This is a genomic window from Stygiolobus sp. RP850M, from assembly GCF_037389295.1.
Classification (GTDB): domain Archaea; phylum Thermoproteota; class Thermoprotei_A; order Sulfolobales; family Sulfolobaceae; genus Stygiolobus.
Genome location: NZ_JBBHKU010000012.1, coordinates 1 through 12662, shown reverse-complemented (window position 1 = coordinate 12662; position 12662 = coordinate 1). Strand labels below are relative to the sequence as shown.

The 12662-nt window shown below is 40.5% G+C and carries 15 protein-coding genes; 6 read left to right on the top strand and 9 right to left on the bottom strand.

Features of this window, described 5'->3' with window-relative positions; all coding sequences use genetic code 11:
- The first annotated feature begins 169 nt into the window (after positions 1 to 169).
- The 3 genes from WIW52_RS00700 (at position 170) to WIW52_RS00690 (ending at position 1466) form a co-directional block, all read left to right on the top strand.
- A complete protein-coding gene (locus WIW52_RS00700) occupies positions 170 to 373 on the top strand; it encodes a hypothetical protein (RefSeq protein WP_337707945.1) in 204 nt (67 codons plus the stop codon).
- Complete coding sequence (locus WIW52_RS00695) at positions 346 to 906, top strand: DUF6036 family nucleotidyltransferase (protein ID WP_337707946.1); 561 nt, start codon at positions 346 to 348, stop codon at positions 904 to 906. The genes WIW52_RS00700 and WIW52_RS00695 overlap by 28 nt, the downstream gene beginning before the upstream one ends.
- A gap of 377 nt (positions 907 to 1283) precedes the next feature.
- Positions 1284 to 1466: a hypothetical protein gene (locus WIW52_RS00690; RefSeq protein ID WP_337707943.1), complete on the top strand. Its 183-nt coding sequence runs from the start codon at positions 1284 to 1286 to the stop codon at positions 1464 to 1466.
- A 561-nt stretch (positions 1467 to 2027) separates the two neighbouring features.
- On the opposite strand, the gene WIW52_RS00685 is transcribed toward WIW52_RS00690, so the two are convergent.
- From WIW52_RS00685 to WIW52_RS00675, 3 genes are read right to left on the bottom strand one after another with little or no spacing between them, the layout of a single operon-like run.
- Entirely contained in the window at positions 2028 to 2915 is an 888-nt protein-coding gene (locus WIW52_RS00685; RefSeq protein ID WP_337707941.1) for an ABC transporter permease, read from the bottom strand.
- Between the two features lie 2 nt (positions 2916 to 2917).
- A complete protein-coding gene (locus WIW52_RS00680) occupies positions 2918 to 3913 on the bottom strand; it encodes an ATP-binding cassette domain-containing protein (RefSeq protein ID WP_337707939.1) in 996 nt (331 codons plus the stop codon).
- Positions 3906 to 4313 (bottom strand): PadR family transcriptional regulator, encoded by a 408-nt coding sequence (locus tag WIW52_RS00675; protein WP_337707938.1) that lies wholly within the window; start codon positions 4311 to 4313, stop codon positions 3906 to 3908. The genes WIW52_RS00680 and WIW52_RS00675 overlap by 8 nt, the downstream gene beginning before the upstream one ends.
- A gap of 141 nt (positions 4314 to 4454) precedes the next feature.
- Between WIW52_RS00675 and WIW52_RS00670 the strand changes: the two genes are divergently transcribed.
- Both WIW52_RS00670 and wrbA read left to right on the top strand, forming a co-directional pair.
- Complete coding sequence (locus WIW52_RS00670; RefSeq protein WP_337707936.1) at positions 4455 to 4844, top strand: encapsulin; 390 nt, start codon at positions 4455 to 4457, stop codon at positions 4842 to 4844.
- Positions 4845 to 4985: 141 nt separating this feature from the next.
- Complete coding sequence (gene wrbA, locus WIW52_RS00665) at positions 4986 to 5579, top strand: NAD(P)H:quinone oxidoreductase (protein ID WP_337707934.1); 594 nt, start codon at positions 4986 to 4988, stop codon at positions 5577 to 5579.
- Positions 5580 to 5709: 130 nt separating this feature from the next.
- Here the strand turns inward: wrbA and WIW52_RS00660 are convergent, their stop codons facing one another.
- Positions 5710 to 6147, bottom strand: coding sequence for a hypothetical protein (locus tag WIW52_RS00660; protein ID WP_337707932.1), 438 nt, complete (start codon positions 6145 to 6147; stop codon positions 5710 to 5712).
- Positions 6144 to 7427, bottom strand: a complete 1284-nt coding sequence (locus WIW52_RS00655) for an acetyl ornithine aminotransferase family protein (protein WP_337707930.1) — start codon at positions 7425 to 7427, stop codon at positions 6144 to 6146. Before WIW52_RS00655 ends, WIW52_RS00660 begins: the two co-directional genes overlap by 4 nt.
- A gap of 187 nt (positions 7428 to 7614) precedes the next feature.
- On the opposite strand from WIW52_RS00655, the gene WIW52_RS00650 reads away from it, so the two are divergent.
- Positions 7615 to 8082: a peroxiredoxin gene (locus WIW52_RS00650; RefSeq protein WP_337707928.1), complete on the top strand. Its 468-nt coding sequence runs from the start codon at positions 7615 to 7617 to the stop codon at positions 8080 to 8082.
- A 45-nt stretch (positions 8083 to 8127) separates the two neighbouring features.
- On the opposite strand, the gene WIW52_RS00645 is transcribed toward WIW52_RS00650, so the two are convergent.
- The 4 genes from WIW52_RS00645 to WIW52_RS00630 all read right to left on the bottom strand — a co-directional run bounded on the left by WIW52_RS00645 (position 8128) and on the right by WIW52_RS00630 (position 12033).
- Positions 8128 to 9894: a protein kinase domain-containing protein gene (locus WIW52_RS00645; RefSeq protein WP_337707926.1), complete on the bottom strand. Its 1767-nt coding sequence runs from the start codon at positions 9892 to 9894 to the stop codon at positions 8128 to 8130.
- A 153-nt stretch (positions 9895 to 10047) separates the two neighbouring features.
- A complete protein-coding gene (locus WIW52_RS00640; RefSeq protein ID WP_337707925.1) occupies positions 10048 to 10923 on the bottom strand; it encodes a pirin family protein in 876 nt (291 codons plus the stop codon).
- A 365-nt stretch (positions 10924 to 11288) separates the two neighbouring features.
- Positions 11289 to 11660 carry a nucleotidyltransferase domain-containing protein gene (locus tag WIW52_RS00635; protein WP_337707920.1) on the bottom strand — a complete coding sequence of 124 codons (372 nt, stop codon included), beginning with the start codon at positions 11658 to 11660 and terminating at the stop codon, positions 11289 to 11291.
- Positions 11629 to 12033, bottom strand: a complete 405-nt coding sequence (locus WIW52_RS00630; RefSeq protein ID WP_337707918.1) for a HEPN domain-containing protein — start codon at positions 12031 to 12033, stop codon at positions 11629 to 11631. Before WIW52_RS00630 ends, WIW52_RS00635 begins: the two co-directional genes overlap by 32 nt.
- Positions 12034 to 12662: the final 629 nt, after the last annotated feature.

Here is a 12662-nt window from a genome sequence, read left to right as displayed (position 1 = left end):
CCGAGTTGGAGGCGGCCAAGCTCCCCACCGGGCTTTAAGCCCAAGGAAGTCAACGGCCTACACCCCAGTCAGATCTGTATTACCCAGATCTGACTAATATGTTTTATATAAGGAAGTCAGTAACTATTTATCTTTATAAGTTTTTAACCTTGGTCATTAATATCATCTTGTGGTAGACCCTAAAATCGTGATTAAGCTACTTGAGGACAGAGGGAGACCTCGGGGGAGCAAGATTAAGGACGAGGAGTTGAAAAGATTAGCTAAACTGGGTGAAGAGAATATTAGGTTATTAGAAGAACTAGGTTGTTGGAAAGTAGAAGGTGGAGTAATATATTACACGACTGGTTGTTTAGGGAATTACTTTCAAGAGTAGGAGAGTTAAAAGGTAGTGAGACAGACCGCTTTTTGAAGTTCTTAGCTATACTCAACACCTTACTTGAAAGGAAAAGGCTCGGTAGGGTAATCATAGTAGGAGGTTTTGCAGCGGAGATCTATTCAGGAAGGAGCTATAGAACGGGTGACGTAGATATAATTGTAGAAGGTGGTAGTGCCGATATAGTAAGAGAAGTATTGAGGGAGTTCTCAGACTTCGGTCTCAGGATATATTTACCTAAGATAAGAGAGATATCCGAAAAAGGTATAGATATTGTAGGAGAAAACTATAACAGAAGGAAACCCCCTCTGGAAATCCGTGTCGACTCCTACCATGTGTATATTGTGCCACCAGAAGAAGTAGTGATAACATACTTGGAAGCGTGGAAGTTTTGGGGGAGTACGGAAGACCGGAATAAGGCGGTCTTAGTATACTGTTCACAACTCCCCGTTATAGACAAGGCGTACTTAGAGGCTGAAAGTGAAAGGAGAGATGTTAAGGACTACTTGGAGAAGTTAAGGGATTATTGTTAGCCCTAAAGAAGAATTAAACCAAGTAAGTAATTAGGAATAACTCGAACTAATCAGTTAAGTTTGGACATCTTTAGCATCATTAGTGAAATGGCATTAAACATTATTAAGTATTGTGGGCTTATTTTTGATCTGGCTTTTCTCGTTGGAGAATTGTCGAAAACATTCCAAGAATACTACATCTTAGTATGCTACACGCTAAGCACGACTCCTTAGTTAACTTATCAGTAATCACACTCCCCTTGTTCAGATATTCGTCTACATACTATTGATTGCTTAACGATGCTACTCACCGTGTATAAACTCCTTAAACTATGTTGAGCCGGGAAGCTAAAATCTTAGAATAAAAAGTAAATAAACATTAAAGTGTATTTTCAGTCATGACTTGTGATATTTTCAAGGTAATGCTTAAGTATGGTACTCTTCAGTTAGCTGTCGCAATGGTTATGGTAGGGATAGCTTTAGGTATGTTACCCCTCACGGTTTTAGGCGGAGCATTGCTCGGGGTAGATTTGTTTTTTCTTGTAAGTGATAGACTAAACAAGAGAAAACACGCGCGTTAGGAGCAGGAGATCGAGTATTTTTCTAGTATGTATACACTTATACCTTGAGACGTTGGAAAAAATTTAGTAAATTAACTTTAAATGCACTAGTAACGTAGGAGTAGTGGTTTTAGCTTAGTCTTCTTCATAAGGGAGGGATAGGTAGTTATTTCTTGCCAAAAACTCTCTGTCTTTAGCACAGTAGTTCAAGTTTGTGTTGTTAAAGGCTAGTTTGAGAATATACAAACTAATCGGTTATACACTACCCTCGGTCAATTTAAGTTCAATACAAATAAAAATACAGTTACAAATTAAATTACAACGTTAATGTTTCGAGGGTCGGTAACACTTAAAAACTTATATCTTTTGAATATTATCTACCTTTACTAATGAGATTTTTGAGAAGTAGAATATGACACTGTAAATCCCAGTAAATTTTAAGTGTAGTCTCCCTCACCCTTCACTCCACGTCTCCTTCCCTCGTTCCTTCAGCTTAAATTTCTGAACAAAAAGGAGTCTCATGAGTATTTTACATATCTGGTAGATAAAAAAATAAAAAGGTGACAAAAAAACAAACCGTAACTAAGAGCTAAGATATTTCCATGATAGAACTATACCGACTCCAGATAGGACTACGGCAAACACGACGAGGTATGTGAAGTCTATTGCTAGGTTTGTTTGTATACCTAGTAGCATTCCCCTTACTACTGCGTTTGAATAAGTTAATGGGTTTACCTCAGCAACTGGTTTTAACCAGAAAGGCATCGACTTTATAGGATAAAACGCATTGCTGGTAAATAGTAACGGCAGATTGAGTAAGTTCATCACCGCCATTTGGGACTGCCATGAACTTGCTCTAATGGCTATTACCAGGAAGAGGGAGGAAAGTCCGAAGGACATCAGGAATAGAGCAGCGTAAGCTCCAAGAAAGTCTAAGACGTTTATTCCCGGATAAAAGGACATCCCTAACAGCACTCCTACGGCTAGGACAATAGTAGCTTGTACCAATGACCTGATCACCGAAGACAACACTTTGCTTATGATTATATTACCCCTCGGTACTGGGGTCGTCAAAAGCCTATCCAATACTCCTAACCTTCTATCCCATACCATTGACATACCGCTCTGCATTGAAGTGAACAATACTATGAAGGACAGCATTCCCGCAGCGAGGTAAGAGAAATAATCTGTTGTGCCGAAAGTTTGTTTCAATATTTCCTGCCCGATCTGGTCAATTATGCTTTTCGGTATGTTCAATCCGGGTATTGAAAGAGCTGTTCCAGAGAATAAACTCTGTAGGTTCATAGCCTTTCCGAAAAGTGCTATCCAGAAGATTGGTTGCACGACGGATAAGAGGAGGATTACTGGAGCCTTGTACCACTTCTTTAACTCTCTGTTTGTTAAAGTCCAAAGACCGTGGAATGAAGATCTGTCTACCTCTTCTCTTCTTTTCTGTATTTCCTCAACCATGTTTATCCCCTAGCCCTCCTAAGAGTCCTTCTCATTGCAAATGCCTCCCTTGAATCACTCTCTTCATCTCTCATTTTTCTTCCCGTATATTCCATATAGACCTCGTCCATTGTAGGCTCTGTTATGGACATTCTCGACACCTTCACTCCGTTCTTTATTAATCTCTCAAGAATTTGAGGGGCCATCTCTTCTCCATGCTTCACTTTTATCCTCAACATACCGTCGACTTTCTTCACATCGAGTACACCGTCGAGATTCTGTAATAATTTCATAGCCTCCTCATCACTCGTGGTAGTCAGCATAACCACGTCACCGCCTATACTTTCCTTTAGCTCTTTAGGCGATCCTATAGCAAGTATCTTACCGTGGTCAATTATAGCTATTCTATCAGCGTAAAGGTCTGCTTCCTCTAGGTAGTGAGTAGTGACGAAGATAGTCATTCCATACTCCCTCTTAAGCTTCATAATGTAGTTCCAAATTGCGCTTCTGGTCTGGGCATCTAGACCCAAAGTGGGTTCGTCCAAGAATAGGATTTTAGGTCTGTTGATCAAAGACATTGCTATTTCCAACCTCCTCCTCACCCCTCCACTATATGTCTGTACTTTTCTGTTCATTGCTTGTGTTAGCTCGACCATATCGAGTAGTTCCTTAGCCCTTTCTCTAGCTACGTCCTTCCTTATACCGTAGAGCCCAGCCATCATCATTATATTCTCCCAGCCTGTCAAGTCCTCGTCAGCAGTGAACTCTTGAGGCACTACTCCGATGGAGCTCCTTACTTTTGCTGGATCTTTAATTATATCGTAACCATTAACTATAGCAGTTCCCTCCGTAGGCTTCAATACTGTAGTTAGCATTTTTATGGTAGTTGATTTTCCCGCTCCGTTAGGTCCTAGAAAACCGAATATTTCTCCCTCTCTAACCTCGAAATTTATATGGTCGACTGCTACTAACTTACCGAAAACCTTAGTGAGGTTTATTGCCTTTATTGCCTCACCCACCTTTTATCACCTCCTCGATTTTCCTTAACGCCTTTTCAATTCTTTCCTTATATCGAGAGAGTTGAGCCTTATCTACTTCACTGAAGAATGTTGATAACCCTTCCAGTTCCTCTACTGCGTCGTCAATACTACTTCTGTGTTTCAAAGGTAAGATCTCTTCAATCTCCTTAATTCCCTTATCGGTTATGGTATACCTCTCACTGTCGATTTTCCTGATCACTCCATCTTCTTCCATTTTGCTTAGTAGAGGGTATACTGATCCAGGTGATGGTTTCCAGAAACCCCATGTCATCTTATATACATCGTCTATGATATCTATTCCTCTCTTAGGCGATTGGTAAAGTAGCCAAAGTATTATTGACCTGAGTCTTCCTCTTTGTTTTGCTATCAGTTCACTCATAAATATCGAGATCGATAGTAAAATATTTAAAGTTTTCGAAATCGATAGTAATATTTCGCGGGAGTAATAAATAGGTCAGTAATTATCTAACAAAGTATTCGAAGATCTACTAATTTATTTAAGGATCATCCTTTATCGATATTGCAACGTAGTAAGAAGATTAAAAAGAGTGACTGGATAACACCAGATAATATAGCCAGTTATATTGTGAAAGCTTATGAAAGTATAGTCTCTGCTGGTTTCTCAGGTGTAAAGATAATTATTCCGCCCTACGTATATTCGTCACTATATAGAGTTGTAGACAAAGCGGGGACATTGGAAATAGAATTAGTCAGAGAAATTGGTAATGTGTATGTTTCACCTAATGTAGATTCGGTAGTATTAATATCAAAGCAAGTATTCTACGTATACGAAAAGAAAAGTGTAGCACTAGAGAATTTAGGTAGAGATGGAGAGTATGAAGTATATATGCTGTCTTCAGTATTAGCTCCATATATTATTGACCCTGAAGGAGCTGTAATAATATCTTAACACAAGCATTTTTCAATGTTTTCATATTTGTCCCTTTTATATGCTTTTATCCGTTGATAATTATTCCGATATCAAAACCTTTCCTACATTTACTTGGTCATGTTGAATCAAATTTTAAATTATGTATAGCTCTTTTTACTTATGGACGTCAAAATATTGGTCTTATTCTACGGGTACGGGTCCATAGTTGAACTAGCTAAGGAGATAGCAAAAGGAGCTGAAGAAGAAGGAGCTGAAACAAAAATAAGAAAAGTCAGAGAAACATTATACCTTGAATTAGTAGAAAAATTTCACATTCCTATTGAGACCACTAGTAATATACCTGAAGTGAGTTTAGAAGACCTTAAATGGGCTGATGGATTAGCTATAGGTTCTCCAACTAGATACGGGAACATGGCTGGAGGAATGAAAACATTCCTCGACAGCACTGCTCCCTTGTGGAGGTCTGGCGAGCTCTACGGTAAACCTGTAACTTTCTTCACAGAAGCATCTACAGTTCACGGAGGACATGAAACTACCATCCTAACTATGTCAACTTACGCCTATCACTTCGGGATGATCATAGTGCCCCTAGGTTACGCAATTCCTGAAATATCTTCTACTACCACCGGAGGGAGCCCTTACGGTGCCACACATCTAGGTTCTAAAAAAGAGTTAGACGAAAATGAGATAAAGATAGCGAGATTTCAAGGGAGAAGATTAGCCCAAGTAGCGAGGAAGCTCAAAAGCTCGTAAAAGGTAGCTATCTGAATTAGGGTATTAAGTTACATGAAAGATTTCTCAGATCAAAGTTCTTAAACTTAGACGAGCTTTTTTCAAAGATGGAAGACATAAAAAACTGATTGATGGGATTAAAAATATATATCTACTTTTTATCTCTGTTTTTCCATTTTCTCCAGTCCCCGAAAACCTCATCATATTCAGGACACCCCCTTCTGTAATTAAACCCATTTATCCAATCTACATTGACGAATCTATCGAAGAAGAACTTATCCTTAGGTTCAGTCACTATGTACTTTGAAAGTTCACTAATAACCTTTTCCATTTCTTCCCTGCTCTCGAAATACAAGATCACAACTCCCTTACTCGCTAAGGATATAGGAAAAGAGAATATGGTATATTTACCAGTATATCCTTTTTCCTCTAATAACCTGATGAACTCCTCTAACCCTACTTTCAGCGCCCTTACGGGTATCCCTAGTTTATAACACCTTAACGAATTTTCATGTTGTATACCTCTTCCATAACTAGCCCAACACTCCTCACACTTTCCCCAAGGTCTACCGAAATATTTCCAATTCAACGTAATGAGTTAATCACCTCCTTTAACATGGAGAGACCGATCTTAGCCTCTTCCTCACTGATCACTAGGGGAGGTATAATCCTTATTGCAGATTTTCCTGCGGGAATGAGTAATAATCCCTTCTTAAAACTCTCTTCTATAACTTTGTCTCTCGTCTTTGTATCAGGATCTTTCCTTTCACCTTTCACGAACTCTATACCCCAAGCAAGCCCTAACCCTCTTACGTCGTCTACTTTCATTTGTGTAAGTTCTTCGCGGAATAGCTTACTTAACTCGTTAACTCTAGGTAAGAGTTCTTTCACAATCTCTAACGTTTTGACTCCTATAGCACATGCTACTGCATTACCGCCGAAAGTGTTACTATGCATCCCTTTTTTCTTGAAGTCTAGGTCTTTCCTGAACACTGTAGCTCCGATAGGGTAAAGTCCTCCACCTAAAGCCTTAGCTAAAGTGATCACATCTGGAGTAGAGTTGAAGTTCTCTATCGCGAACATTTTTCCCGTCCTACCCATACCCATTTGTACTTCATCGTCTATTAGGTATATCCCGTACTTTCTCGCTGTCTTTTCTAGCTGTGAAAAGAAACCCTTAGGCGGGACTATGTATCCTCCTTCACCTTGTATGGGTTCAAAGATTATTCCGGCAACTTCTTCTGGGTCTACCAAGTGGGCGAATACCCAAGACTCTAAGTACTCTAAAACCGCGTTTGTTAGACCATCAGGGTCCTCATACCCATTTATGTGCCACGGATTCCTGAAAGGGTTCGGATAAGGTATGTGGAATACACCTGGTAAAGTGGGACCGAACAAGTATTTCTGTACAGGCTTACTGGCGGTCAGGGATAGAGAACCGAAAGTTCTGCCGTGGAAGGAACCAATAAACGCGACAAGGTATTTTCTCTTAGGGTCAGATTGTTTAATTAATTTGATGGAAGCCTCTACAGCCTCTGTCCCGCTATTAGAGAAGAACACTTTCTTGGGAAATTCACCCGGAGCTAGTTGTACTAACTTCTTAGCTAACTCTAATTGAGGGACGTTATAAAAGTCGTTCCCCATAGAGTGGGCTAGTTTCCTCATTTGTGCTTCCGCTACTCTTATGACTTCAGGATGAGATGGCCAGCCCAAGTTATTCACACCCACCCCGGAGGTAAAATCTAGGTATTTATTACCATCAACGTCATATAACCACACACCTTCCCCTCTGTCCAAAACTAATGGTAGGTCTCGTGTAGAGGTAGCTAAGAACTGTTCCGATTCTTCAACTATTTTTCGGCTCTCCATAATATGATCTTTGAACGGTTGCTTAAATCCATTTGCTAATTTTAAAAAATTATGTAAGTTTCAAGTTAAAGGAGGAAAAGTAGTAACTTTTTGAACCTGAATATCCGGACATATAAAGGTGTTTATCATTAGTATTTATGCACTTTTCAAAAGTTTGTTTAAATTCTTACGTTACACAATAATTCCTATGCCGGAAATTGGAGAGAAAGCCCCGGACTTCGAGGCTGTGGATACTGAGTTGAAAAAAGTGAGGTTGTCAGACTTCAGAGGCAAAGTAGTAGTCCTAGCCTTTTACCCCGCAGCCTTTACATCGGTCTGTACTAAAGAGATGTGCACCTTTAGGGACTCCATGGCTAAATTCAACGAGATGAACGCTGTAGTTATAGGGATCAGCGTAGACCCTCCTTTCAGTAACAAGGCATTTAAAGAGCAATACAAACTCAACTTCATCGTAGTCAGCGACTACAACAGAGAAATCGTGAAGAAGTATAATGTTTATTGGGAGTTCCCTGCACTACCTGGCTATATACTCGCTAAGAGGTCGGTGTTCGTGGTAGATAAAGAAGGGGTGATAAGGTACAAGTGGGTATCTGACGATCCTACAAAGGAACCTCCTTATCAAGAGATAGAGAAAGTGGTAAACGAAATAAGATAAGGGTACTCTTTCTTGTTTTTTCTGTTCTGTTGTCCTAGACTCTTATCACCTTAACAATTTTAATAAGAAATTATGTACCTCTAAGGAAGTAGGTCTCCTGACGGGGTCTGGTGATATCATAGACGCTAGCAAGGGCTTTACCTCAGCGGGTACATTGGGATCCCATCCCCTTAATTTACCCTGAGCCTTTCTGACCTCATCCCTCACACAATTAAAGTCCTTTCTCTGGTAACAGTTGTAAGCGTTGTTCATCTCCTGAAGGTCTGGTCTGTCCAGTTTTCTGGTAAGTAGGACATACATGGTCATGCCCAAAGAGAACACGTCGAAGTAGGGCTTAGCGTTCTCCAAATATGCTTCTGGACTGGCGTACTCCACGGTCAGTTGTAGCACTTTCCCGTTGACCCTAACAACACTACCCAAATCACCTAACTTGAACTTAACGTTCTGGAGATCATAGGGGTAACTGGGCTTTTCAGTCAGGAATATGTTCTGGGGCTTGACGTCCATATGTACCAAACCTAACTTGTGCATCTGGTACAGAGCTGAGGCGACACTTGCGATAGCCCTATACACAGCCTTATTCCACTGGGTAGAATAGAAGAACTTGTCGTCGTGCATTAACTCGGCCATGTTTCCGCCCCTCATGAACTCCATGACGAGCATAGGAGGTTCTCTTTTGTAAAACGTAAAGTTCCCGGCTAAGACCTCTTCGATGAGGAACTTGTCCACGTGTACTGCGTATACCTTGACTACGTTAGGGTCGTTGGAAAGCTTTGACAAACTGTTAGCTTCACTTATGAGTGTGTCGAAGTGTTCCTCAGGTACACCGGTGTAGATTTTCAGGACTTTGACCGCAACATCATTACCCTTAGGAGTCCTAGCCTTTAACACGTAACCGTTGCCTCCCTCTCCCAAGACGTCAGTTACCTCATATATGGAGAGCTTTTTCCCCACCCACACTTTCGGGTCCCAGTTAATCGGAGCGGAGGTGCTCAGGAGTTTGGAGGGCAAGGACTTAGGCTGGGACGTTGAGAGCTTTTTCTTGATTAGAGGGCTCGAGACTATTGAGTCTATGACCTTGTAGAGTGCCATAGCCTCGTTTATCCTACCGATCGTCTCGAGTACCTCAGCTTTGAAGAGCATGGCTAGGACGTTAGTAGGTTCCGTCTGTAAAGCGATGTCCAAGGTCACTAACGCTTGATCGTAAGTTCCCTTGTCCCTGAGTACCAGAGCCCTCTCGATTAATGCGTCTACATTATTGGGTTCGTAAAGTAGGACTCGGTCTATCTCGTATATGGCTTCTGTTAGTAACCCCTTAAGTCTGTAGATGTGTGTGAGGGCGATACTCACCGGGGGGTTGAAATTGTTTCCCCTTCTCACTACTGCTAAGGACTTTTCCGCTTCCCCCAGCTGACCTAATTCCGCAATGATGACTGAACGCAAAGAGGCTATTTCGCTCTTGTTCTTCTTGGAATTAGTATAAGCCCTCTCACTATAATCTAGAGCTACTTTAAGGTTCTTTTTCCTTGAAGAGGAACTCGCTAACAAGAAGGAGTAATAGTAAATCGCTAAAGCTAAAGTGTAAAGGGCTTCCCATGAGTCTTTGTTATAGCCTTCTACGATCTTTCTCAAGGTGTTAATTGCCGTCTTCAATTTCCCCAGTTTTATCTCTGTCTTCCCCTTCCACAGTAGCACTTCCTCATGGTCTGGAAACATCTTATAAGCTTTTTCGAAAGTTTTGTATGCGTTGTAGTAATCCCTACTATCGTAAAATTGTCGTCCTTGTGAGATGAGTGACCTTAATGACGACACATGATTTTTACGGTAATACTAAATTATAAACTAAACTAGTTAGGAAGATTGAGATACTTAAACCTAGGTATAGCGATAATACAACTACTAAATGGTTTTGTAGTATAGCTGTGTATATATTATACCTTCCTTTCTGAACTTAACGTTAAGGTATTAAACATCTTCCCTTAATCCGGTCTTTTTCACAAAAGTCCCCTTTCTTAAGTCATCTAAAGCCTCATAGATCTGTTCCCTCGTGTTCATAACGATAGGACCGTACCAAGCCACCGGTTCGTATAACGGTCTACCAGCCAGAATTATTACTCTCCCTTCTCCGCTGAGCTTAATCTCTTCTCCCTCTCTACTGAAGACTATTAAGTTTCCGCTTGGCATTGGAGGGAGGGACTCTTCAGCTGTTACCTTTCCTTCTACGACGAACGCCAGAATAGTGTAACCGTGTTTGAAAGAAGCGTTAAACTCGCCGTGTAATTCCACGTCGTAGTAAGATGGGTCTACTGGGCTCTTAACTCTCACCGGTCCCACTAGTCCTTTGTATTCTCCTGATAGGACTTGGATAGTGCCAAAATCGAACTCCTCTTTGGGTATTTGTTTAACGTCTTTATAAACTGGGTCTGTCATTTTCAAGTTTGCAGGCAAGTTGATCCAGAGCTGGAGACCAGACACCGTGTTCGGATCATAAGGGTAGTTAAACGTTCTATCCATAGGTTTCGGCATCTCTTGATGAAATATTCCGCTGCCTGCCGTCATCCATTGGGCTTGACCGGGGTAAATTACACCTTTATTACCCTCACTATCCTCATGTTCTACTTTGCCTTTGTATAATAGTGTTACCGTCTCTATCCCTCTGTGAGGATGCCAAGGAAAGCCCATGATGTACTCCTCAAACTTATTGGAGCCGAAGAAGTCTAATAGAAGAAAGGGGTCGGTAATGTCTACAGTTTCTAAGCCACCAAAGACGCGGTATAGCTTTACCCCAGCCCCGTCTCTAGTGACCTTGCCTTGTATTAAGCCTTCAACTTTCCTTCTCATAGGTTTTAGTTTGGCTACAGACTATTTAAACGCGATTCAACTTAGCTAAGTTAATAAGAAAGGAAAGTAGAAGCCAAAACTTAGTAATTACAAAAATTGAGGTTAAGGAGGCGGAAAGCCTCGCCAGATGGATAGCCTTGTATTTAAATACTCCTTAATCTTTCAGTGACGCTAATGATGCACCTCTTCAGTTCGATTAAGGGCTTAATGGGACTGTAGGAGGAGTAACCGTTATCTCCTTTCCTTCAAAGGACTAGACGTAATTTGGATGAAAGCCCCCTTTCAAGTGGTTCTCTGACCCACTCGACTGCCCACCATATGTAATCCCGAAAGAAATATACAAAGAATTTTATGGTGAGATTTTGTCACCATTCCCATAACTTCCCTTTTCTTCTAAACTTTTTTCTAATTTCCATGAATTTTTCTAAAACGTCATTTTCAAATTCCTTATCTCCGCACAATATTTTACCGTCTTCTATAATTTCAAGAATAAACGTAGATCCTTCATTTAACTTCTTTAAAAAAACTTGGGTGTTCATTGCCACAGGCATTACCTTGGGGAATTTCATGGTATAAGTCATTGCGAAACCTTCCCTAGGATCATGTGGAAAAACGTCGGAAACAACCAAAACATCAATATCGCTCTCGTTAGTATAATCGCCTCTGGCATAAGACCCAAATAACACTACTAGCTTTGGATTAAACTTAGAATATTCCTTGCAAAGTTCCTCCCACAACGTCCTTCACCCATGATAAAATTTTTCTACCACAATCTAAGCATCTAGTTGCATCGTCTTTATTGTAATAATCTGCAGGAGCACCTTGATCGTAAGCGTCAGGATATCGTGAGGGTATGTAATGTTTATCAAGTTCTTGTGCACATCTTAATATTTCACTTGGAATGTGAATAGATAATGACTGTAAAAGGAAGGTAATAGAATGACCTCTCTGTTCTTTATGAAAATAACTTAACAAAGCTTTGACAGCTTTTTCTGCAGTTTGCTGAGCTTCATAGCAAGTTTCTTCATAAAGTTCATTTTGATAATTAATTTCAGCAGATCTAAAATTTCTCTCAGCTTGCCTAATCCAATCGTTGACCCTGCTTACCACAAGAATATAGTTTGCTTAAGCATATTTAAGAAAATTTGAAAGCACACCTTTATAGCTATAGGCTTAGCTATGTCGGATAGCTTTTCTGTAGCCCAGTTTTGATTATTAATCGCCTCTTTTACCACGGTTCTGGCAGAAGCTACTCTTATAAGGTTCCCTGCAACCGTTACTGGAACTTTCCTTATTCCAGAAGAACGTCAATTCATCGGTTCGGTCTTTACACCTAGAAAGTAATCGAGCGGCTCAGAGATCCAAACTCCATTTGAAATTAGAGGAATCCATTAGTCTAGTCTCGTTAATGAATGATATGCTCACTGTCCTTCCACAGTCCCATTAGGAAGGACGTGATTAGTGTCAGTATGGCACGTTGAATAGATACATTCGTCTTTATAGGGATGTTATTATCCCTTGAACTAGACTCTATGCACCTTAATGCACGAGATTCTATCTTCCATTCAATATATATATATATTAGTTTTATCATTATTCACTAATGATCCTTGCTACTCTCGGCTCAAATAAACTTGTCACTACGTTAGACGCAATAATGACAGAAATATTTACCGGGATCAGACCCGACAAAATCCTAATTCTTTCAGAAGAAGCACGAGATCTAGACTTAACCGGGG

Excerpts from the sequence above, each read along its gene's own strand:
- WIW52_RS00690 (WP_337707943.1), top strand. The coding sequence starts at position 1,284 with ATGACTTGTGATATTTTCAAGGTAATGCTTAAGTATGGTACTCTTCAG.
- WIW52_RS00685 (WP_337707941.1), bottom strand. The coding sequence starts at position 2,915 with ATGGTTGAGGAAATACAGAAAAGAAGAGAAGAGGTAGACAGATCTTCA.
- WIW52_RS00675 (WP_337707938.1), bottom strand. The coding sequence starts at position 4,313 with ATGAGTGAACTGATAGCAAAACAAAGAGGAAGACTCAGGTCAATAATA.
- wrbA (WP_337707934.1), top strand. The coding sequence starts at position 4,986 with ATGGACGTCAAAATATTGGTCTTATTCTACGGGTACGGGTCCATAGTT.
- WIW52_RS00655 (WP_337707930.1), bottom strand. The coding sequence starts at position 7,427 with ATGGAGAGCCGAAAAATAGTTGAAGAATCGGAACAGTTCTTAGCTACC.
- WIW52_RS00650 (WP_337707928.1), top strand. The coding sequence starts at position 7,615 with ATGCCGGAAATTGGAGAGAAAGCCCCGGACTTCGAGGCTGTGGATACT.
- WIW52_RS00640 (WP_337707925.1), bottom strand. The coding sequence starts at position 10,923 with ATGAGAAGGAAAGTTGAAGGCTTAATACAAGGCAAGGTCACTAGAGAC.